At 52.0% G+C, this 22,370-nt stretch carries 16 protein-coding genes; 3 read left to right on the forward strand and 13 right to left on the reverse strand.

The features are described 5' to 3' along the window. Window positions 1-114: 114 nt before the first annotated feature. From fbaA to J5224_RS02225, 11 genes are all read right to left on the reverse strand, one after another. The gene (gene fbaA / locus J5224_RS02175) at window positions 115-1,191 is read right to left on the reverse strand and encodes a class II fructose-bisphosphate aldolase (RefSeq protein ID WP_264623789.1); all 1,077 of its coding nucleotides are present in this window, start codon (window positions 1,189-1,191) and stop codon (window positions 115-117) included. Window positions 1,192-1,327: 136 nt separating this feature from the next. After that, window positions 1,328-2,491 carry a phosphoglycerate kinase gene (gene pgk, locus J5224_RS02180; RefSeq protein WP_264623790.1) on the reverse strand — a complete coding sequence of 388 codons (1,164 nt, stop codon included), beginning with the start codon at window positions 2,489-2,491 and terminating at the stop codon, window positions 1,328-1,330. A 76-nt stretch (window positions 2,492-2,567) separates the two neighbouring features. Further along, complete coding sequence (gene epd, locus J5224_RS02185; protein WP_264623791.1) at window positions 2,568-3,584, reverse strand: erythrose-4-phosphate dehydrogenase; 1,017 nt, start codon at window positions 3,582-3,584, stop codon at window positions 2,568-2,570. Between the two features lie 316 nt (window positions 3,585-3,900). After that, entirely contained in the window at window positions 3,901-4,995 is a 1,095-nt protein-coding gene (locus J5224_RS02190; RefSeq protein WP_264623792.1) for a glycoside hydrolase family 105 protein, read from the reverse strand. A 67-nt stretch (window positions 4,996-5,062) separates the two neighbouring features. Continuing rightward, window positions 5,063-5,974, reverse strand: a complete 912-nt coding sequence (locus J5224_RS02195; protein WP_264623793.1) for a dihydrodipicolinate synthase family protein — start codon at window positions 5,972-5,974, stop codon at window positions 5,063-5,065. Between the two features lie 88 nt (window positions 5,975-6,062). Further along, window positions 6,063-8,042: a YjhG/YagF family D-xylonate dehydratase gene (locus J5224_RS02200; protein WP_264623794.1), complete on the reverse strand. Its 1,980-nt coding sequence runs from the start codon at window positions 8,040-8,042 to the stop codon at window positions 6,063-6,065. Window positions 8,043-8,155: 113 nt separating this feature from the next. After that, window positions 8,156-9,286: an ABC transporter ATP-binding protein gene (locus tag J5224_RS02205; protein WP_264623795.1), complete on the reverse strand. Its 1,131-nt coding sequence runs from the start codon at window positions 9,284-9,286 to the stop codon at window positions 8,156-8,158. 13 nt (window positions 9,287-9,299) lie between these two features. Then, window positions 9,300-10,214 (reverse strand): carbohydrate ABC transporter permease, encoded by a 915-nt coding sequence (locus tag J5224_RS02210; RefSeq protein ID WP_264623796.1) that lies wholly within the window; start codon window positions 10,212-10,214, stop codon window positions 9,300-9,302. Beyond that, complete coding sequence (locus J5224_RS02215) at window positions 10,207-11,097, reverse strand: carbohydrate ABC transporter permease (protein WP_264623797.1); 891 nt, start codon at window positions 11,095-11,097, stop codon at window positions 10,207-10,209. Before J5224_RS02215 ends, J5224_RS02210 begins: the two co-directional genes overlap by 8 nt. 217 nt (window positions 11,098-11,314) lie before the next feature. Further along, the gene (locus J5224_RS02220; RefSeq protein ID WP_264623873.1) at window positions 11,315-12,592 is read right to left on the reverse strand and encodes an ABC transporter substrate-binding protein; all 1,278 of its coding nucleotides are present in this window, start codon (window positions 12,590-12,592) and stop codon (window positions 11,315-11,317) included. A gap of 414 nt (window positions 12,593-13,006) precedes the next feature. Continuing rightward, complete coding sequence (locus J5224_RS02225; RefSeq protein WP_264623798.1) at window positions 13,007-14,299, reverse strand: Gfo/Idh/MocA family protein; 1,293 nt, start codon at window positions 14,297-14,299, stop codon at window positions 13,007-13,009. Window positions 14,300-14,538: 239 nt separating this feature from the next. On the opposite strand from J5224_RS02225, the gene J5224_RS02230 reads away from it, so the two are divergent. Beyond that, complete coding sequence (locus J5224_RS02230) at window positions 14,539-15,402, forward strand: IclR family transcriptional regulator (protein WP_264623799.1); 864 nt, start codon at window positions 14,539-14,541, stop codon at window positions 15,400-15,402. A gap of 59 nt (window positions 15,403-15,461) precedes the next feature. Here the strand turns inward: J5224_RS02230 and tkt are convergent, their stop codons facing one another. Then, window positions 15,462-17,456, reverse strand: coding sequence for a transketolase (tkt, locus tag J5224_RS02235; protein ID WP_264623800.1), 1,995 nt, complete (start codon window positions 17,454-17,456; stop codon window positions 15,462-15,464). A 370-nt stretch (window positions 17,457-17,826) separates the two neighbouring features. Between tkt and J5224_RS02240 the strand changes: the two genes are divergently transcribed. Together J5224_RS02240 and J5224_RS02245 are read left to right on the forward strand one after the other, a co-directional pair. Further along, window positions 17,827-18,579: a M48 family metallopeptidase gene (locus J5224_RS02240; protein ID WP_264623801.1), complete on the forward strand. Its 753-nt coding sequence runs from the start codon at window positions 17,827-17,829 to the stop codon at window positions 18,577-18,579. A gap of 566 nt (window positions 18,580-19,145) precedes the next feature. After that, a complete protein-coding gene (locus tag J5224_RS02245) occupies window positions 19,146-19,733 on the forward strand; it encodes a helix-turn-helix transcriptional regulator (protein WP_264623802.1) in 588 nt (195 codons plus the stop codon). A gap of 66 nt (window positions 19,734-19,799) precedes the next feature. Here the strand turns inward: J5224_RS02245 and speA are convergent, their stop codons facing one another. Next, complete coding sequence (gene speA, locus J5224_RS02250; RefSeq protein WP_264623803.1) at window positions 19,800-21,776, reverse strand: biosynthetic arginine decarboxylase; 1,977 nt, start codon at window positions 21,774-21,776, stop codon at window positions 19,800-19,802. Window positions 21,777-22,370: the final 594 nt, after the last annotated feature.

A 22,370-nucleotide genomic window follows, 5' to 3' on the forward strand; every position in this document is an offset into this window, starting at 1 on the left:
AGGGATGGTTCACACCCAAAATAGCCGCAAAGCAGGCCAGAAAAAATTAAGGCTCCTGATAAAAGGAGCCTCTTATTTTCATGCATTGTTTATCAATGCACTTATTAATATAGATTACAGTACGTCGATCGCGTTCAGTTCTTTAAACGCTTTTTCTAAACGAGCAACCATGGTTGCCTGGCCAGCACGCAGCCAAACGCGCGGATCGTAGTACTTCTTGTTCGGCTTGTCTGCGCCTTCCGGGTTACCCAACTGACCTTGCAGGTAGCCTTCGTTCTTTTTGTAATACGCCAGCACACCTTCCCAGGTTGCCCATTGGGTGTCGGTGTCGATGTTCATTTTGATCACACCATAGCTCACTGCTTCGGCGATCTCTTCTGCCGTAGAGCCGGATCCGCCGTGGAACACGAAGTCCAGGCTGTTGTGCGGCAGATTGAATTTCTTGGAAACATATTCCTGCGAGTTGTGCAGGATTTTCGGCGTCAGTTGCACGTTACCCGGTTTGTATACGCCATGCACGTTACCGAACGATGCCGCGATGGTGAAACGCGGGCTGATGGCGTGCAGTTTTTCGTAGGCGTAAGCCACATCTTCCGGCTGGGTGTAGAGTGCGGAGTTATCCAGGTGGCTATTGTCCACGCCATCTTCTTCACCACCAGTGCAGCCCAGTTCGATTTCCAGCGTCATGTTAATTTTTGCCATGCGCTTGAGGTACTCGCTGCAAATCTCGATGTTCTCTTCCAGAGACTCTTCCGACAGGTCGATCATGTGGGAGGAGAACAGCGGTTTACCGGTCGCAGCAAAGTGTTTTTCACCAGCATCCAGCAGGCCATCCAACCAAGGCAGCAGTTTTTTCGCGCAGTGGTCAGTGTGCAGAATAACAGGGATGCCGTAGTGTTCAGCCATCAGGTGAACGTGTTGTGCGCCAGAGATGGCGCCGAGGATAGCGGCTTTCTGACCTTCCGCTTTCAGGCCTTTACCCGCTGTGAACACGGCCCCGCCGTTAGAGAACTGAACGATAACCGGTGCGCGAACTTTCGCTGCCGCTTCCAGTACCGCATTGACGGAGTCAGTACCGACGCAGTTGACTGCGGGCAGAGCAAAACCGTTTTCCTTTGCTACTGCGAAAACTTTCTGAACGTCATCGCCAGTGATGACACCAGGTTTTACGAAATCAAAAATTTTAGACATGTTACGTGTCCCGTCTCGTTGGCCGTGGAGGGTTGAGATAATTGACTACGGGCCGGACGCACAGCGTCCGAACCCACCGTTGCCCACTCGGCGAGGGAGCAACGGGTTGCCGGGTGACACCCCCGGCAAAGCGGCATTACTGCTTAGCACGCTCTTCCAGCATGACTACCGCAGGCAGTTTTTTCCCTTCCACGAACTCCAGGAAGGCACCGCCGCCGGTAGAAATATAAGAAATCTTGTCTGCAATACCGAACAGGTCAATCGCGGCCAGTGTATCGCCACCACCAGCGATAGAGAACGCGTCGCTGTCTGCAATCGCCTGAGCGATGATTTCAGTCCCTTTGCGGAAGTTCGGGAATTCGAACACGCCAACCGGGCCGTTCCACAGGATAGTCTTGGCATTTTTCAGGATATCGGCCAGACGCTCAGCGGAGACATCACCCAGGTCCAGAATCTGTTCATCATCTTTGATGGCAGTAACAGACTTCAAGGTTGCGGTTGCGGTTTCGGAGAATTCCGTCGCCACGCGCACGTCGCTCGGTACCGGAATATCGCAGGTTTCCAGCAGTTTTTTCGCTTCAGGGATCAGATCCGCTTCGTACAGCGATTTGCCCACGTTGTGACCTTGTGCCGCCACGAAGGTGTTGGCGATACCGCCGCCCACGATCAGTTGGTCAGCGATTTTGGACAATGAGCCCAATACGGTCAGTTTGGTAGACACTTTAGAACCGCCGACAATAGCCACCATCGGACGTGCCGGGTTGCTCAGCGCTTTACCCAGCGCTTCCAGTTCGTCTGCCAGCAGCGGGCCTGCACAGGCGATATCAGCAAACTTGCCGACACCGTGGGTAGAAGCCTGCGCGCGGTGCGCCGTACCAAAGGCATCCATAACGAACACGTCGCACAGCGCAGCGTATTTCTTCGACAACTCTTCGTCGTCTTTCTTCTCGCCTTTGTTGAAGCGAACGTTTTCCAGAACCACCAACTCGCCTTCAGCAACATCAACGCCATCCAGATAATCCTTCGCCAGACGAACCGGAGAAGAAATTTTATCTTTCAGATAGTTAACAACCGGCAGCAGGGAGAATTCTTCGTTGTATTCCCCTTCGGTCGGGCGTCCCAGGTGGGAAGTCACCATGACACGCGCACCTTGTTTCAGGGCGATTTCAATGGTCGGCAACGACGCACGGATACGCGCATCAGACGTCACTTTACCTTCTTTAACCGGCACGTTCAGATCCGCACGAATCAGTACGCGTTTACCCGCCAGATCCAGATCGGTCATCTTAATTACAGACATGGTGAATCCTCTTGTTGATTCTCTTATAAAGTTGTGTGATCGAGATTAAAATCCCTGACAATTCAATTGCATATAACTAAAAACCGCAGGCCGCCATCGCGCGCGTTGTGTCCAGCATGCGATTGGCGAAACCCCATTCGTTGTCGCACCAGACCAACGTTTTTATCAGGTGCGACCCACTGACCCGCGTCTGCGTACCGTCAACAATGGCACTGTGCGGATCGTGATTAAAATCAGCTGAAACTAAAGGTAATTCCGTATAGTCAACTATACCACGAAATGCCCCATGCGCTGATTTTTGAAAAAGCGCATTGATTTCATTAACATTTACCGCTTGTCTTACCGTTACGCTCAAATCAATGGCAGTGACATTGATGGTTGGCACGCGTACAGAAATCGCCTCAAAACGATCGGTAAACTGCGGGAAGATACGCGTAATGCCCGCTGCCAGTTTGGTATCCACGGGAATGATGGACTGACTGGCCGCGCGAGTGCGGCGTAAATCGCTGTGGTACGCATCGATCACCGGCTGATCGTTCATTGAAGAGTGGATCGTGGTGACCGTGCCACTTTCAATACCGAACGATTCATCAAGCAATTTAATAATGGGGATAATGCAGTTGGTGGTACAGGAGGCGTTAGACACAATGTGGTGTTCTGGCTGCAACGCATCGTGATTGACGCCAAACACCACGGTGGCATCAATATCATTGGCACCGGGGTGAGAAAACAGCACTTTCTTGGCACCGGCGGCCAGATGTGCTTCGCCGTGCGCACGGCTGCCATAAACGCCGCTGCAATCAAGCACCACGTCGACGCCCAACTCCCGCCAGGGCAGCCCTTCAATCTCACGCTGATGCAAGAGCAGAATGGCGTCATCGCCCACGTAGAGCTGGTCGCACTCCTGGCGCACATCCCAGGCAAAACGTCCATGGCTGGTGTCATATTTAAGCAGGTGCGCCATACCTTCCGCGCTCGCCAGCTCGTTGATCGCCACCACGCTAATATCAGCCCGGCGCCCGGATTCGTACAGTGCCCGTAACACGCTGCGGCCAATACGACCAAAACCGTTTATCGCAATACGAATTGTCATCGCATTCTCTGTATCAAGCTGAACACTCGAATAGGTAAGCTGTATAGAATAATCAGTACCAACAGCGGAATAAACTGTTAAGTAACACCATTCTCAGGCAACGCCCCTGCCCTTGACGATCCATCTGCGGAGTAATTCGCCGCTATTCGGGATCAATCGCCCTAATTACGACAACTGAAACGCTTCAGCTAGCATAATGCAAATTTTCATCAAAAGAAATATCTCGACCAGAGCGCTTGCAGAACAGTGACGCAGTTCAAAGAAAAGGCCGTATCAGCATGGCAAGAAACGGCGTCTTGCCATGCAAACCGGTGAATCAGGCGGGCTTGGTGCCCAAGAGATTAGGGTGACGCAACATTTCTGCCAACGCCAACATCGCCAATGATTGCCCATAGGAGCGCTGACGAATCGGCACATCGGTATATTCTGGCAATGTCATAAACACCGGCGTACCGGAAGAGACGTCCGCCAGTTGCCCTTGTTGATCGATGCGCGCCAGCAGCGCAGCAATGGCGTTAACCCCCGCATCGGCAAAGCGGCTATCGAGAATGCCGAGGCGATACCCTTTCAGAAAAGCGTAGGCGATCGCCGCCGTCGCCGACGACTCCTGATAACTGTGTGGATCGTTGAGCAGTGTGTGCCACATGCCGTTTTCCGCCTGAGCGCTTAACAACGCCTCGCTCTGGCGCAGGAAGTTCTGCTCAATAAAACGTGACGACGCAGAGTGGCTTGCTCGCGTCAATTCCAGCAGTTCAACCGCCGTTATCGCCGCCCAACCATTGCCCCGACCCCACAGCGCGCCAGCAAAGTGGTGTTTTTCTGTGAAATGCCAGCCGTGCCGCCACAGGCCGCTGACGGGATCGCTTAAAAATTGCGTATGCAGCAAGAACTGGTAGATAACCTCTTCGCAATAGGCTGGCTTGTTGAGCAGTTGTCCGGCCTTAACGTGGAACAGGCCGCTCATAAACAGGGTATCGACCCACAGTTGCCCTTCGTTATTGCGCGTCGCTGTGGTGTGGGCGAAACCGCCCATTTCAGTACGCAGCAGCCCCTGCTCAATCCACTCGCCGTATTCATTCACCAGCGCGCGCCACTGGGCATTTTCCTGTTGCTCCAACAGTGACACCAGCGTCAGCATCGGTGCGACATGGTTGACATTCTTTACTGCCGCCTCTGCCCGATGGCGTTCAAACCAGGCGCTCAGGTAGTCGACATAGCGCTGCTCCCCGGTCGCTTGGTACAAGCGCCAAATGCCATACAACCCGACGCCTTGCGACCAGTCCCACAGTTCGATAGACATATCTGAACCGTAGGCACCGATGGATTTGAGATAAGCGTCATCCTCACGGATGGCAATGATCTCCTGATACAACGCGGCGAGTTTGGTGGTAATGACTGATTTATCCAACATGGATTTCTTCCTGAAGGTTGGGCTACAGAGACGCACTCAGCAACAGCGTCTCTGTAACGTGGGGAGGTTATTCCCCAATAGCGATAGTGGCCTCACGCAGTAGCGCAATTAGGTGCTGTTTCTTTTCCGGGCTGGGCGGCGTCGCAGGTGCGGATACAGCGGCAGAAATTGGCGAACCGGTGAGACGAATTGCTTCTTTTATCAGGCCGGTAAACGGCACTTCCAGGGTATAGATCTTCGACAAGATGGCCAGACGGCGCAGCAGCCCTTGCGCCGCAACCATGTCTTTATCCAAAAAGGCCCGATAGATACCACAGGTGATTTCCGGCGCAAAATTGGAGGTGGCGGGGATCACGCCATCACCGCCGAGCAGCAACGTATCAAGGGCGTATTCATCAAAGCCGCAGAACACCAGAAAATTAGGATGGCGGCCTTTCACTTCCGTGATCACCTGGCGAATATGGCTCATGCAATCAACGGTATCTTTGATGCCCACAATATTGGCGCAGCTGTCTGCCAGACGACCAATTAATTCCACGGACAGATTTTGTCCGGTCAATGCTGGGAAGTTATATAATAATTGCGGAATAGCTACCGCATCGGCAATAGACTTGTAATGATTATAAATACGTTCATCTGACATCAGCGCATAATAGGGATTCACGATCATCACCGCATCCGCGCCAATATCTGATGCATGTTGCGTTAATGCAATGGCTTCCGCCGTTGAGCAGGATGCGGTGCCGATAATAACCGGTTTGCGCCCATTGACTTTTGCGACGCAAAATTCAGCAATCGCTTTGCGTTGTTCCTGGGAGAAATTGGCAAACTCTCCCGCACTCCCTAAAAATAAAAAACCGTTTACGGCAGAATCAATTAATCTTTCAATTAATACGCCCATGCCTTCCGGATCAAATTGACCTTTCGCATCAAGAATCGTTGGAACCGGAGGAATAACACCCGCAAGTGTTTTAAACATAAGTCACCACCTTTTTCCTTATGTGGAAAATAATTATTACTATAATGGGGGTGGGCGCACGGTAGGCCGCCCGAATTAAAACTCAAAATTAATCGCTGTTATTCTCTTTTAACGCTTTCAGACCAGCATTGATAACGTTAAGGATCTTGTCGGTATCATAAATACAGCCCGCCCAGGTTCCGCCACTGACCGCCTGCAAGGCCGCCCATAAGCGCGTATCGTCGGGTAGGTCTGGGTGCGCCTGTAACTCAGGATGTACCGGACGGTTCGCCAGCACGGCTGCACCCTCTTCGGGAGACAACGGGTGCCCTTCTGTACCAATAAAGTTGATGGAGCCGACTAGCTGATTCCGATCAATGATCATTTCGATGATGTCGCCATCGCGCAGCTTGCCGATCGGCCCGCCCGCCAAGGCCTCCGGCCCGATATGACCAATACAGGCACCGGTGGATACGCCAGAGAAACGCGCATCGGTCAGCAACGAAACGAACTTGCCATAGGAGAGGTGTTTCAGCGCTGACGTGAGCTGGTAAGTCTCTTCCATTCCAGTGCCCGACGGCCCGCCGCCGATCACCACCATCATGTCACCTGCCTGAATCGCCCCTTGCTTGATGGCGCGGATCCCCGCTTTTTCAGAGGTGAACACCTTGGCTTTGCCGGTGTGGCGGTAAATCCCCTGTTCATCCACCACCGAGGCATCGATCGCCGTCGACTTAATCACCGAGCCTTCCGGCGCAATGTTGCCGGAAGGGAAGGTAATGGTGGAGGTTAAACCGCGCGCCTTGGCCTGCTCAGGGCTCATGATCACTTCATCTGGCTGAACACCGTCGCATGCTACCAGTAGCTCGCGGAAACGGCGTCGACGTTCCGAGCGCTCCCACACATCGAGATTCTCACCCAGCGTTTCGCCCGTCACCGTGAGCACATCTTCATGCAGCAACCCGAGTTTGCGCAGATGCAGCATCACTTCCGGTACGCCACCGGCCATAAAGGCCCGGACGGTCGGGTGGTAGTCAGGTCCATTAGGTAACACGCTAACCAGGCGCGGCACTTTACGGTTGATGGCCATCCACTGCTCAACGGTCGGCGCTTTGCAGCCCGCCGCATGGGCAATCGCAGGAATGTGCAGTAACAGGTTGGTTGAGCCACCAAAGGCGGCGTGTACCGTCATCGCATTCTCAATGGCTTTGTCGGTGATAATATCTTTGGTAGTCAACCCCTTGAGCTGCATCAGCAGTGCCGCACGGGCAGACTGTCTGGCAATATCCAGCCACACTTCCTGCCCAGAGGGCGCCAGCGCAGAATGGGGCAGCGCCATCCCCAACCCTTCGGCCACCACCTGTGAGGTACCGGCCGTACCGAGGAACTGACAGCCGCCCCCCGGAGAGGCGCAAGCCCGGCAGCCCAGTTCAGCCGCCTCTTTCAGGCTCAGTTCCTGATTGGCAAAACGGGCACCAATCGTCTGGATTTTACCGGCATCCTCACCGTGCGTCGGCGGCAACGTTGCGCCACCGGGCACAATAATGGTCGGTAAATGGTGCGTCGCCGCCAGCGCAATCATCATCGCGGGCAGACCTTTGTCACAGGTTGCCACGCCAATTACCGCTTTGCGGGTCGGCAAGGAGCGAATCAGCCGCCGAAACACCATCGCGGCATCATTGCGGTAGGGCAAGGAATCAAACATGCCGGTTGTCCCCTGCGAGCGGCCATCGCAGGGATCGCTGACATAAGCGGCAAACGGCACGCCATTCTCTTTGGCGATGGTTTCAGCGGCGGCACGCATCTGCAAACCGATTTCCCAGTGCCCGGTATGGTATCCCAACGCAATCGGGCGACCATCTTCTGCGCGAATTCCCCCTTGCGTACCGAGGATCAGCACTTCGGTGCCGAGCAGGCGGTTTGGGTCCCAGCCCATTCCCGCATTCAGCGTTAAACCAAAAATATTGCCGCTGGGTGAATCCACCAGCATTTCTGGTGTTAACGGCAGCGCCCCGGCCGGGCCTTCCGCGTGCGTCTTGATATTGTAGATGCCGGGATCTGCGCTATTAAAGATAACGTTAAGCGACATGATGGGAACTCCTTAATGGCCCGTATGCCTTACCCAAAAATACAACCGAAAAACCATTATCCTGCCGATGGCGCTATTTGGCTGTTAAGCCATCGGCACTTGATGCACGTTATCTACGCCAGCGAAATATTTCGTTCCGTTTTTGCGTCAAAGATATGGCACTTATCCATGTCAAACTGGAAATAGACCGTCTTATGCATCGCGCTGGCGATAATCACTCTGGCCTGTTCGGAAGGCATACGGCAGGTCAGTTCGAAATTATCCACTTTCAGATACATAAAGAATTCGTGGCCCATGTTTTCCACGCGAATCAATTCCCCCTGAGAGTGACTTTCCGCAAACGGGGTTAATGAGACGCTGACATATTCCGGGCGCACGCCAAAAAACACGTCCTGACCGAGATACGCGCGAACGTTATCCTGCTGTGCGGCATTGAGCGCCAGCGTGGAATTTCCGACCACCAATGCCACCTGCCCGTCCCGCTCCACCAGTTTGCTCGGTTTGATGTTCATTTCCGGCGCACCAATAAACCCTGCCACGAACATATTCTTCGGGTAGTGGTACAGGTTGTCCGGCGTATCCACCTGCATGATATGGCCCAGCTTCATCACGCAGATGCGATCGCCCATGGTCATCGCTTCGGTCTGGTCGTGGGTTACATAGACACTGGTGGCGGGTTTACCGCTTTTCTTTAACTGCTTGTGCAGGTCAGAAATACGGATACGCATCGAAGCACGCAGCTTGGCGTCCAGGTTGGATAACGGTTCATCAAACAGGAACACATCCGGCTTTTTCACGATAGCGCGACCGACAGCAACGCGCTGCGCCTGACCACCGGACAACTGGCGCGGCAGACGATCCATCAGCTCTTCCAGTTCCAGAATTTTGGCGGCTTCATTAACCTGCTCGTCGATCTTCTCTTTCGGCAATTTTGCCAGCTTCAGACCGAATGCCAGGTTCTCACGCACCGTCATATGGGGGTAGAGCGCATAGTTCTGGAACACCATTGCAATACCGCGATCTTTCGGCACCAGATTATTCACGATGCGCTCACCGATACGCACTTCACCGCCGCTGATGGTTTCCAGACCTGCCAGCATGCGCAGGGTCGTGGATTTGGCACAGCCGGAGGGTCCGACAATCACCATGAACTCACCGTCTTTGATAGTCAGGTCGATGCCATGCACCGCCTTGAAACCGTTGGAGTAGACTTTTTCCAGTTTGTTGAAAACGACTTCAGCCATGATAAATCCTCAATTAACCTTTAATTCCGCTGCTGGTGACGCCCTGTACGAAGTAGCGTTGAGCAAAGAAGAAAATAATGATGGACGGCAGAATAGAGATACTCGCCATCGCCAGAATTTCATTCCACGGCGCGCCTTCCGTCACGTCGATGGACATTTTCAGCGCCAGTGCAATCGGGTACTTATCCACGCTATAGACGTAGATCAGCGGGCCGATAAAGTCGTTCATCGACCACATGAACTGGAACAACGCCACAGAAATAATGGCCGGTTTGAGGATCGGTACTACCACATACCACAGCACCTGAAAGGAGTTACAGCCATCGATCTGGGCGGCTTCTTCCATATCACGCGGCACACCGCGCAGGAACTGAATCAGCATGAAGACAAAGAACCCCTGCGTGGCGAAGGCACAAGGGATATACAACGGCATATAGCTGTTCAGCATGCCCATTTCACGGAACATAACGTATTGGGGGATCAACAACACCGTGCTGGGCAACAACATGGTGGTTATCAATGTGCCAAACCAGAAATTCTTCCACGGGATCTCAAAGCGAGCAAAACCATAGGCGACGATAACCGACGAGACAATGGTTAAAATCACTTTTGGAATCACATACTTGAGTGTATTTATCATGTAGTGACCAAAATTATATTCCGTCCCGGTTTTCCAGCCGCGAACAAAACCGTCACTGGTGGGATTCTCCGGCCACAACCCCAGCGTGGTGAAGATCTCGTGGTTCGGTTTAAACGACGCCGAAAACATCCACACCAACGGATAAAGCATCAGCAGGCCGACAATCAGCAGAATGGTGTAGCGAATGCTGGCATTGACGCGTTCACGGCGTAACGTCCGGCGCACTTCTGCCGCGGCAATCGCTTCGGCGGACGACACGCCCGCGTGGCCCTGAGGTAAATCAGCCATTTTTGCCCCCTTTATCGGCAGAGTAGAACACCCAGTATTTCGATGATTTAAACGCCACCGACGCAAAGATAGCGACAACCAGGAACAGTACCCACGCCAATGCCGCACCATAGCCCATATCAAAATATTTAAACGCGGTATCATAGATATAGAGCGAGAACAGGTAGGTATAGTGGGTTGGCCCCCCTCCGGTTATCACATAGGGCGCGGTAAACTCTTGGAACGCCTGGGTAGTCTGCATAATAAAGTTAAAGAAGATCACCGGCGTAATCAGCGGCACGGTCACTTTGATAAACATCTGCCATTTGGTGGCGCCGTCAATCATCGCCGCCTCGTACTGCGATTGCGGCACGTTTTGCAAGGCGGCCAGGAAAATCACCATCGCGGAGCCAAACTGCCAGACGCGCAGTAAGGTTACCGACATCAGCGCCAACGACGGTTCGCCCAGCCAGTTCACCGCTTCAATGCCGAGAATGCCAAGGAAACTGTTCAACAACCCATCGATGGCAAACAGAGCGCGCCACAGCACGGCAATCGCCACGCTGCTGCCAAGAATCGACGGAATATAATAGGCAGTACGGAAAAAACCGATACCGCGCAGTTTGAAGTTAAGAACGAACGCAATGCCTAATGCAAACGCCAGTTTCAACGGAATGGTCAGAAAAACATAGGCAAAGGTTACCCCCATGGATTTCCAAAATAAGGCGTCTTCCGTCAACATATAACGGTAATTTTCCACCCCGTTGAATACCGGCGGATTCATTAAATCATATTCAGTAAAGCTCAGTACAAACGATGAGACAAAGGGGAATGCCGTAAATATCAACAGCCCTATAATATAGGGTGAGACATAGGCCAGACCCAATAGCTTGTTTTCATTCATGGGTACTTACCTGTTGAGATGTAACAGAGTAATATTATTTACCCTGTTACAAATAAAAGCCCTGGTGTTGAATATCCCCGCGGATTGACTCATATCAGCGGGAACGTGCGTAACACATTAAAAAAGTACTCTTGTCGCCGGGTGAAGATACGTCATACACCCGGCGTTATTTTTTTGCAGAAAATCGATGTTTTCTGTCAGATTTAATTACATACCATCAGATAATTCTTTTCAGTACACGTTCACCTGCTTTCGGGAAACCGGTAGCAACGTCTTCGATAGACAGTTTTCCATAATCATATTGCTGGAGATAATCCAGGAATACTGACAGCAGTTTTTGGTTCTCAAAATAAGAGGAGACTTTCACATCGCCAGTCAGTTTATTCACTTGCTCCAAAGACTGAGCTTGAATATCACCGCTTTTCAAGATGCCCTCTTTTTCCAACGTCGCTACAGCGATTTTGCTCAGCGGAATACCACGTTGCAGCCCCATGGTTTTGATACCGGCAGGATCGTTAAGCATGTAGTTAATGAACTTGGCCGCTTCTTCTGGGTTTTTGGTGCTATTACCGATAGAGAAAATCTGCGAAGGTTTAAAGAACAAACCGGAATCTTTCGCCCCTGGCAGCATCGGGTACGGCCCCAGCACTAACTTTGACGGCGCTTTGAGGCTGTCGGCGTAGGTGCCTTCTGTGGTCCAGATGTAGGTTCCACCCAGTTTGCCTTCCAGCCACGGGCGGATCTCCCAGGCGTTGGCTTTACCGAAAGCGGTAAAATACTTCATGGAAGGAATAACGTGGTTATCCACCAGCTTTTTATACAAGCCGAAGAATTCCAGCCACTGTTCCGGCGTGTAATTAAACTGCTTTTTCTCTTCATCGATCATGGCGATGTTGTATTTCTGCACCATGTATGAATTGAGGAAGGTCAGAATCGAGGTATCCACCGCGCCGAGGAAGAACGGATAATAGTCATCTCCCAGTTTGCTTTTAAATACCGGACCGGCTTTCAGGATATCATCCCAGGTTTGCGGGTATTCCAACCCAGCCTGCTGCCAGACGTTTGCGTTGTAGTACATTAAACGGGCAGTAAGCGCGATAGGAATACCGTTCAGCTTTCCGCCACGCGTTGCCAGATTTTTACCCTGCTCGGAAAACTGACTCAAATCAATGTACTGAGACAATTTATTCAGATCGTAAAACCCTTCACCATTTTTGGAGAAAAGCTCTAACCAGTTCCAGTTAATCTGCATCACATCGGGCTCTGTTGAGCCTGCAAGCTGAGTACTGGCGCGGGAAAGATAGCCATCCCACCCGCTGGGTTCTGCTTTTATCGTGACAGTAGGATGTAGCACTTTATATTGTTCGATGGTGGCGCGCGTCGCTTCATGGCGTTGGTTCCCTCCCCACCATGAGAAACGCATTTCAGTGTCAGCGTGGCTCAGCGCTGGCGACAACATCATCAACAAAGCGGAATAACGCAGGAGCTTTTTCATTTTCATTTATATCATTCTCCATCATTGATACGTATTGGCAATGTCAGGCATTTATCCGCAGAGTCATATGAAGAAGACCTATTAAGACTCACTGCGTGTAGGGTGCGGATAAAAATCTGTTCTTAAGTATCGCGATACCCTAAATAATTCGAGTTGCAGGACAAAACGTTTACGTTTTGAACAGCGCTTGCGCTGGCCCTTTAGGGCGAGGCTCATTTATGAGTCTCGTAATGCGGCAAGGGAGCGAATCCCGATGCGCTTATATAAGTAAGCGATTCGGGTAAGCGAGTGCAGCCAACGCACATGCAGCTTGAAGTATGACGGGTATATCTATTGGCCTTCCATGTCCTCCGATATTTTCCCCTGTGTAAGATTGACCATCTGGATAGATGGCCAATCATGTTAAATAACCACCTACTTACGCGGTGGCAGTTTTACCGCCAGATCCTTAATCCGCACCGGCAATTCAGTACGCAAAGAGCGGTTGGCCGCAATACCGGTCAGAATGGACAGTGCGCCATCCTGATAATCCGCAGCGCGGTTCAGCGGGTCAGGTTCCGATGTGCCAAACAGATCGCGCAGCATCACATCATCACCGCCGCCGTGTCCGCCAACGCCTTGCACCACGGGCACCACATACGGTTCGTCAAACATCGGGAACACTTTGATTTCACAACCGCGCAGTGCGCCTTCATCGGATTTTTTGCCGCCGCCGTTCACGTAGGATTTTTCGACCAGCTTCATCTCGATACGCCCACGGCTGCCGTTAAACACCACGTTCAGCCCTTCCCACGGCAGATAGGCATTCAGCGAGTAGGTCATGATGGCTTTGCTTTTGTAGCGCACGATCACGCCAAGCGTATCTTCGATATTGATGCCATCGTCAAACACGCTCTTATCGCGGTAATAACCATCCTCATGCTCGGCGTTGAGGTACAGCGACGTCAGTTGCTTGCTGTCTTTCATGTGCAATGCAAAGGGATCGTTGGCCGCTACCTCGCTGCCATGGGAACGGTTATAAAACTCGGTCACGCCGCGTTCTTCCGCATTGGCTTTGCCGTAAAAACGCAAATCGCCCTGTGCATAGACGGTTTCCGGTTCAGAGTTGAGCCAGAAATTGACCAGATCGAAGTGGTGCGTGGATTTATGGACTAACAGGCCGCCGCTGTTACGTTTGTCGCGGTGCCAACGGCGGAAATAATCTGCGCCGTGTTCGGTATTCAGCAGCCATTCAAAATGCACGGAATAGACTTCACCGATAATATTGGCGGCAATCAGTTCACGAATCTTGCTGTGATGGGGTGCATAACGGTAGTTAAAGGTAACGCGCAGGCTACGCCCGGTGCGCGCGACGGCATCGATAATTTCCTGACACTTCTCTTCATCAATGGTCATGGGTTTTTCACTGATAACATCACAGCCCAGTTCCATAGCGCGCACAATATAGTGATGGTGCGTGCGGTCAATGGAAGTGACGATGACAAAATCAGGACGCGTTTCCGCGATCATTTTATCGAATTCATCCGCCTTGTACGTTGGCACGGACTGATGCTCAAACTCGCCAATCATGGCGTTGGCATAATCCATTCGCGTTTGGTTGCTGTCGCAAAAGGCGACCAGACGACCTTCCTGACGGTAATCACGCGCTATTGCGGTCAGGAACAGACCGGAGCGGCCCCCCGTCCCCACTAAGGCATACTTTTTCATAACGACTCCGTAGTTATTAACTGCTTTCACTGGTGTGAACCCTGGCTGAGCATCACCTTGGATCTAAAAAAACGGTATCCCGATATCATTTTCTGTAGCGAATAGCTGACAGCCTGTAACAAGCGCTATCTAATGTGTTGACAGCATCCTATCCGCTCGCTATATTTTCCATATATGGAAATCATTTTTTATATATGGAATTTAAAGTCAGTATAGTGGTCAACAATAAGGTGCACAAGATGAAAAAAAAGCCAGAAACCTGCGTGACGTCTCAAATCATCGAGAAAAACGCCGCTGACAACCCAGAAGCACATGCACCTGTTGACGCTAGCGATGCCCTTTCTCTCGCGACAAAATCCACCGCACCGGCGTTAACCAAAGGGTTTGCGATACTCAATCTGATTGCCAGGGAGCCGGGGCTTAACCTGACGGCGATAAAAGACCGTCTGGGGCTTCCCAGCAGCAGTTGCCACCATCTGGTAACGACGCTATGCCAACTGGGTGCCTTACAGCAGCAACCCGTGCAGGGGGGATATATTCTGGGGCTGAAGCTGTTTGAACTGGGTACTATCGCCGCCAATCAACGACGTATTGAAGAATTTGCCCTGCCCGCGTTGAAAGCATTAGCGCAGGAACTTCAGTTGACGTGCCATCTGGGCGTGATGGAAGGGAGCGAAGCGGTTTATCTTTTGAAGGTTGAAGGCAACAGCAGCATTCAGGTTAATACCTGGGTTGGAAAACGCCTTTCATTGCACAGCTCCTCACTGGGCAAGGTACTGCTTGCCTGGTTACCGGAACAGGCGTTGGAAAAAAAACTCAGTCATATCGGCTGGCAAACGAAAACTGCCAGCACGCTGACCACTCCAGAAGCCTATCGCCAACATCTCATCAGTGTCCGTCAGCAGGGATGGGCGTTTGATAACGAAGAAGATATCGTCAATATTCGTTGCCTTGCCGCGCCGATAACCGACAGCAGCGGGCAGGTCATTGCCGCTATTAGTGCGGTTGGCACGGTGCTGGATATCGATCCGGAAAAGTTACAGTGGATTATCGATCCGCTGTGCCGCACCGCCGCCCATATCTCCCGGCAGTTAGGGAAGTAAATCAGGCATAAAAAAACGGCGTCGATAAGACGCCGTTTTATACGATTAAACGCTAAGACTTACTTCAGCAACGCGCTGGCTTTTGCCACCACGTTATCCACCGTAAAGCCAAACACCTCGAACAGTTTTTCCGCCGGAGCCGATTCGCCGAAGCTCGTCATGCCCACAATCGCGCCGTTCAGGCCAACATACTTGTACCAGTAGTCGGCAATCCCCGCTTCGATCGCCACGCGCGCGCTGACCGCTTTCGGCAGCACCGCTTCGCGGTAGGCCGCATCCTGCTTGTCGAATGCATCGGTGGACGGCATGGAAACCACGCGCACCTTGTGGCCCTGTGCGCTCAGCACGTCGCTGGCGGCAACCGCCAGCTCGACTTCTGAGCCGGTGGCAATCAGGATCAGGTCTGGTTGACCGTCGCTGTCTTTCAGCACGTAAGCGCCTTTCGCCACGTCCGCCAGTTGCTGCGCGGTGCGTGCCTGTTGGGCCAGGTTTTGACGCGACAGGATCAGCGCCGTCGGGCCATCCTTACGCTCGATGGCGTATTTCCACGCCACCGCGGTTTCTACCTGATCCGCCGGACGCCAGGTGCTCATGTTTGGCGTCACGCGCAGGCTCGCCATTTGCTCTACCGGCTGGTGCGTCGGGCCGTCTTCACCCAGACCGATGGAGTCATGGGTGTAAACGTAGATGCTGCGGATTTTCATCAGCGCAGCCATGCGCACCGCGTTACGGGCGTATTCCACAAACATCAGGAAGGTCGCGGTATACGGCAGGAAGCCGCCGTACAGCGCCAGACCGTTGGCGATGGCGGTCATGCCGAACTCGCGCACCCCGTAGTGGATGTAGTTGCCTGCCGGGTCTTTATCCAGCGAGACCGAGCCGGACCAGATGGTCAGGTTGCTCGGTGCCAGGTCAGCGGAGCCGCCAAGGAATTCCGGCAGCAGCTTGCCGTAGGCTTCCAGCGCGTTCTGCGAGGCTTTGCGGCTGGCAATTTTCGCCGGGTTGGCTTGCAGCTCTTCAATGAATTTCTGGGCATCCGCCTGCCAGTTGGCCGGCAGGTCGCCGACGGTGCGGCGTTTGAATTCGGCAGCCAGTTCCGGATAGGCCCTGGCATAGGCGGCAAACGTCTCGCTCCAGGCACTCTCTTTCTGCGTACCAGCGGCCTTGGCATCCCAGGCGGCATAGATATCGGCCGGGATTTCAAACGGCGGGTATTTCCAGCCCAGCTGTTCGCGTGAAGCGGCCACTTCGGCGTCACCCAGCGGCGCGCCGTGGGAATCGTGCGTACCGGCCTTGTTCGGTGAACCGAAACCAATCACGGTTTTGCACATCAGCAGGGACGGTTTGTCCGTCACCGCGCGCGCCTGTTCGACAGCGCGGGTGATGGCATCGGCGTCATGACCGTCGACCCCACGCACCACGTGCCAGCCGTAGGCTTCAAAACGTGCTGCGGTGTCATCGGTAAACCAGCCTTCCACGTGACCGTCAATGGAGATGCCGTTGTCATCATAGAATGCCACCAGCTTGCCCAGCTTCAGGGTCCCGGCCAGCGAACACACCTCGTGGGAAATGCCTTCCATCATGCAGCCATCACCCATGAACACATAGGTGAAGTGGTCAACGATATCGTGACCCGGGCGGTTGAACTGCGCCGCCAGCGTGCGTTCTGCCAGCGCCATGCCGACCGCGTTGGCGATACCCTGCCCGAGCGGGCCGGTGGTGGTTTCCACGCCGTCGGTGTAGCCGTACTCCGGGTGCCCCGGTGTTTTGGAATGCAGTTGGCGGAAGTTCTTGAGCTCTTCAATCGGCAGGTTGTAACCGGTGAGGTGCAGCAGGCTGTAAATGAGCATGGAAGCGTGACCGTTGGAAAGGACGAAACGGTCGCGGTTGGCCCAGTGGGGGTTAGCCGGGTTGTGATTAAGGTAATCGCGCCACAGGACTTCGGCGATATCTGCCATACCCATGGGTGCGCCCGGGTGACCGGATTTGGCTTTTTGCACGCCGTCCATGCTGAGTGCACGGATGGCGTTGGCAAGTTCTTTACGAGAGGACATGCTTTACTCCAGATCGGATTGAACAGATGTCTTGCCAAACATACGTTTAATAATCAATACGTTAGCCAGGAAGACCAAAGAGAGATGGCTATAAATGTACATGAAAATGCGGGCGATTGCACATGGAACCATTGGCGAAATAAGAGGATTTCATGGCTATTTTGCGCCAAACAGGATTTTAACTATCATACATGCAACAAAGCCTGCTGAAAGTGCGAGTGAATTCGCCGTTTTCCGATATTAAGACCATTTGATTTCCTCTACTTTGAAACCGAGTTTCATCATAGTGGTCGATAAAAAAGAACATCGCTTCTGCCTTACCGTAAGCAGAACCTGCATGTGTCCGAAAACCAGTGAGGAAAATAAGGGTATGAGGATCAGAACACCGCTGTTAGCTCTGACTATCACCGGCCTGCTGAGCGGCTGTCAAAATCTGGATAACAACACGCTGATGCAATCTGGGGTGCAGGCGTTTCAGGCGGCAACACTGAGCGATGCGCAAGTTAAAACGCTCAGCGAACAGTCTTGTGCACAAATGGATAAAGAGGCCAACATCGCCCCCGCCGATAGCCGCTATACAAAACGACTGAACAACATCGCCGATGCTCTTGGGCACGATATCAATGGTACTCCCGCCAACTATAAGGTGTACCTGACCAAAGACGTGAATGCCTGGGCAATGGCCAATGGCTGTATCCGCGTCTACAGCGGGTTAATGGATATCATGACGGACAATGAAGTTGAAGGCGTGTTGGGGCATGAAATGGGGCATGTGGCACTAGGTCATAACCGTAAGGCGATGCAGGTTGCTTACGCTACCAGCGCCGCCCGCACTGCTGTCGCCTCGGCGGGCGGCGTAGCGACCTCGTTATCGCAATCCCAGTTGGCGGATATGGGAGAACAGTTGGTGAATGCCCAGTTTTCGCAAACGCAAGAGCGTCAGGCCGACGACTACTCTTTCGACTTGTTAAAACGGCGCGGTATAGACCAACAAGGGTTAGCCAGCAGCTTTGAGAAATTGGCCAAACTGGATGCGGGTCGACAAAGCAGCATGTTTGATTCACACCCTGCCGCCGAAGAACGCGCACAACACATTCGCGATCGTATCGCCGCAGGTAAGTAACCCAACCGATACGCTCACCGCAGCGAAGTATCACATCGGTATGTCGCTGCGATTATCTGCTGGAGGGATTGCTCCCACGTTATTTATTTGTCCTTAACAGGTAATCCATTTGGCTTATAGGGGCAATTCATAATAACGGTGGTGCTCCCTCTGACGGCAGAATAAATAAAAGGTTTTCATCTTCATCAACGCCCCGTTATCATTTCAATAAATAAAAGTAATTAATTATTAAAATTCAATCAATTATAGTAATTAATTATTTCGTCAATACCTATTAATTCAATAGCATAACACGCTGTATTTTCAATACATTATATTTTTTAATAGGAAAATTCCCTAAATTTGATATGATGGTTACGCGAGAATCATAGAAATTTATCAATTTTATCATTGAGATAGGGTGATTATTTTCTTTAGTCCTATTTTTGAGAGAGTGGACCTGTAAAACAGATAAATATTTCAAGTTATTTCACAGTAATTTTGGGATGGCTACTCCGACGAGCACAATATTGACAACAATATTTGAGATATGTTTTTTTTAAATAAACTCATAAAGTCAAAACACCATGGATGTGAGAATTTTTAGCAAATGCAACTTTACGCTTGTCGGCCTACGTGAAATTTTTTCACGTGTTTCTGCGCTGCATGTAAAGTCTGCGAATCGATTTACATTGATACCCCAGGGAAGAAAAAAATGCATTTTTATCATCGATGGCGCAAGTGAAGGCTTCGAGGAATACTACACATCGATAAAATGTCACTTCTATGACATTGTTTCTGTTTTCATCATTATCAATAATTCAAACCATGAGCCCGTTTGCATTGATGAAAAAACGGTGCTTATTCCTAAATCAACGCCCATCAGCTACTTTTCTAACGTATTGAATATAGAAGAAATCCATGAGCGTGGTGCCGCTCAACCCGTTAAACTCTCTAAATCCGAGCATGCGGTATTTCGGTACTGGAGCGAGGGGTATTCACCAGACGTGATCGCGGAACGGGTGGGCATTAATAAAAAGTCAGTACTGAACAGCAAAGCACGGCTGTTAAACAAATACGGCGTGCACGATAAGAACTCTCTGCTACTGATTGCCAGCATCCTGTTTAAGCGAAAAATGATTAAACTGGGTGAAAACAGCGAAAACGCATCTTAAGCGTGCTGGATGTGGTAAACGGGGATAAAAAAGGAGGCTATCGCCTCCTTTTTTTATGCCTTCTGATTAGGCATCTTCCAGATAAGTATAGCCATACAGGCCGCTTTCGAACTCATCCAAGAACTGCGACTGAATGTCAGCAGGCAGGTTGGTCTCCTTCACCTGATCGCGGAAACGGGCCATCAGCACCCCGGGATCCAACTGGACATATTCCAGCATGTCTGCCACCGTATTGCCTTCATCAGACTCTTCCAGTTCGATAGAGCCATCCTGGAACACGTAGACATCCACCGTCGCCGTATCACCAAACAGGTTATGCATGTTGCCCAGAATTTCCTGATAGGCACCAATCATAAAGAAGCCTAGCAGCGGCGGATTTTCCGGATCATAAGGCGGCATGGGCATAGTGGTTGCGATACCATCACCATCGATGTAATGGTCGATCGTCCCGTCCGAGTCACAAGTAATATCCAGCAGGACGGCGCGGCGCTCAGGCAGTTTGTCCAGACCTTCTAGCGGCAGCACAGGGAACAGTTGATCGATCCCCCACGCATCCGGCATTGACTGGAACAACGAAAAATTCACATACAACTTATCCGCCATGCGTTCCTGCAACTCGTCAATAATCGGACGGTGTGCGCGATTGCTGGGATCAAGTTGCTGCTGGATCTGCTGGCAGATGCTGAGGTAGAGCTGCTCCGCTTTTGCACGCTGCGTCAGGTTTAACATCCCGTGCGTATATTGGGTATGCACATCATGCAAATCCATCTGGCTATCGTGCAACCATTCACGCAAGGAACGCCGCGTTCCTGGCATTTTGATCTCCTGCCAGGTTGACCACAAGCTTTCCAACGCACGAGGATCGTCCTCTTCCGGCGGTGTCGGCTCGCTAAACTCGTTGCGTTCCACCCCAATAATATTGGACACCAGCACCGTGTGGTGTGCAGTCACCGCACGCCCGGATTCGGTGATCACCATTGGGTGCGGCAGACCGTGCTCATTACAGGCATCGCCAATGCCCCAAATCACGTTATTGGCGTATTCGTTCAAGCCATAGTTTACCGAGCAGTCGGATTGAGAACGGGTGCCTTCATAATCCACGCCCAGACCACCGCCGACGTCGAAACACTGAATATTGACGCCCAACTTGTGCAGTTCCACATAAAAACGGGCGGATTCGCGCACGCCCGTGGCGATATCACGAATATTGGCCAACTGAGAACCGAGATGGAAGTGCAACAGTTGCAGACTGTCCAAACGCCCTGCTTCGCGCAGCATCTCGACCAGTTGCAGCACCTGCACCGCGGCCAGACCAAATTTGGATTTCTCACCGCCGCTGGATTGCCACTTGCCTGAGCCCTGCGAGGCCAGACGCGCACGCACGCCAAGACGCGGCACCACATTCAGTTGTTCGGCCTCTTCCAGCACCAGTTTAATCTCGGACATCTTCTCGATGACCAGATACACTTTGTGCCCCAATTTCTCGCCGATCAGTGCCAGACGGATGTATTCGCGATCCTTGTAACCGTTACACACGATCACAGTACGCGTCATACCCGCGTGTCCCAGCACTGCCATCAATTCAGCTTTTGAGCCTGCCTCCAACCCCAACGGTTCACCCGAATTCACCAGCGACTCAATCACACGCCGATGCTGGTTGACCTTGATGGGATACACCAGGAAATAGCCGCCTTCATAGCCAAAGGAGTCACGCGCACGACGAAACGCGGCGTTAATCGAACGCAAACGGTGTTGCAGGATTTGCGGAAAACAGAACAATGCAGGCAAACGCTGATTGTCCTGCTGCATCTCTTTCACCAACCGCGCCAAATCGACACGGGCTTCCGGCACGTCCGGATCCGGGCAGACGCTGATATGCCCCAACTCGTTCACGTCGTAATAGTTGTTGCCCCACCAGGCAATGTTGTACGTCCGTAGCATCTCGCTGGCATTGCGGTCATTCATGGCCACCTCTTGCATAGAGCGCAAATATTCACGTTTACCCGTCGCTGACGAGCCATTTTCAATCATATCGTCAGACATAACGAACCTCTCTATTCATTCCACTCATCACATTACGACCTGCCCCAAAACGCTGTGTTACGTCCATCCACGTTGATGGCGACAGCAGTGAGAAAACTGGCTGCATGCAGTATGCCGCCGTTATGTGACCTTTATTAGTGTAGTAAAACACGCTAGCAGACTCCGTCGCACCCGCGAGAGAAAACGTAACAATCCGTGCCTGCGCAATAAAAGCGGCAGCACACGCGTTGGGTTACACACCTAAAAAATATGAGAAAGACAACGCACGCAAACGCGGCAAAAACCCTGAGCATGGGCGTATCAGCCTGCCCGGGAGTCCTGCGTTAAGCTCATGGACACGCGACTTCGGGAAACAGCAGAGTGAGAAGAAAAAAAGAAAGGCTGAGTATTTGACGCCGATACGTCAAAAGAAACCTGTTGCGAATGCAACGGACTCGGCAAACCGTGGATCATTAAACCTATCACCTCCGTGCCGCCGCAACGATTGCGGTCAGGCTATGGGTCAAAACAGAGCACGTATACCCTATTCCGCTACGCTTTACGGCACACAGCGACCGCTCGCCGTTTATACCGATATGTGGGGGGAAAAGCAAA

The organism is Candidatus Symbiopectobacterium sp. NZEC135 (assembly GCF_025962695.1).

What these genes read in the sequence shown, in the direction of transcription:
- fbaA (WP_264623789.1), bottom strand. Translation starts at nt 1,191, where the DNA reads ATGTCTAAAATTTTTGATTTCGTAAAACCTGGTGTCATCACTGGCGAT.
- pgk (WP_264623790.1), bottom strand. Translation starts at nt 2,491, where the DNA reads ATGTCTGTAATTAAGATGACCGATCTGGATCTGGCGGGTAAACGCGTA.
- epd (WP_264623791.1), bottom strand. Translation starts at nt 3,584, where the DNA reads ATGACAATTCGTATTGCGATAAACGGTTTTGGTCGTATTGGCCGCAGC.
- J5224_RS02190 (WP_264623792.1), bottom strand. Translation starts at nt 4,995, where the DNA reads ATGTTGGATAAATCAGTCATTACCACCAAACTCGCCGCGTTGTATCAG.
- J5224_RS02195 (WP_264623793.1), bottom strand. Translation starts at nt 5,974, where the DNA reads ATGTTTAAAACACTTGCGGGTGTTATTCCTCCGGTTCCAACGATTCTT.
- J5224_RS02200 (WP_264623794.1), bottom strand. Translation starts at nt 8,042, where the DNA reads ATGTCGCTTAACGTTATCTTTAATAGCGCAGATCCCGGCATCTACAAT.
- J5224_RS02205 (WP_264623795.1), bottom strand. Translation starts at nt 9,286, where the DNA reads ATGGCTGAAGTCGTTTTCAACAAACTGGAAAAAGTCTACTCCAACGGT.
- J5224_RS02210 (WP_264623796.1), bottom strand. Translation starts at nt 10,214, where the DNA reads ATGGCTGATTTACCTCAGGGCCACGCGGGCGTGTCGTCCGCCGAAGCG.
- J5224_RS02215 (WP_264623797.1), bottom strand. Translation starts at nt 11,097, where the DNA reads ATGAATGAAAACAAGCTATTGGGTCTGGCCTATGTCTCACCCTATATT.
- J5224_RS02220 (WP_264623873.1), bottom strand. Translation starts at nt 12,592, where the DNA reads ATGAAAAAGCTCCTGCGTTATTCCGCTTTGTTGATGATGTTGTCGCCA.
- J5224_RS02225 (WP_264623798.1), bottom strand. Translation starts at nt 14,299, where the DNA reads ATGAAAAAGTATGCCTTAGTGGGGACGGGGGGCCGCTCCGGTCTGTTC.
- J5224_RS02230 (WP_264623799.1), top strand. Translation starts at nt 14,539, where the DNA reads ATGAAAAAAAAGCCAGAAACCTGCGTGACGTCTCAAATCATCGAGAAA.
- tkt (WP_264623800.1), bottom strand. Translation starts at nt 17,456, where the DNA reads ATGTCCTCTCGTAAAGAACTTGCCAACGCCATCCGTGCACTCAGCATG.
- J5224_RS02240 (WP_264623801.1), top strand. Translation starts at nt 17,827, where the DNA reads ATGAGGATCAGAACACCGCTGTTAGCTCTGACTATCACCGGCCTGCTG.
- J5224_RS02245 (WP_264623802.1), top strand. Translation starts at nt 19,146, where the DNA reads ATGGATGTGAGAATTTTTAGCAAATGCAACTTTACGCTTGTCGGCCTA.
- speA (WP_264623803.1), bottom strand. Translation starts at nt 21,776, where the DNA reads ATGTCTGACGATATGATTGAAAATGGCTCGTCAGCGACGGGTAAACGT.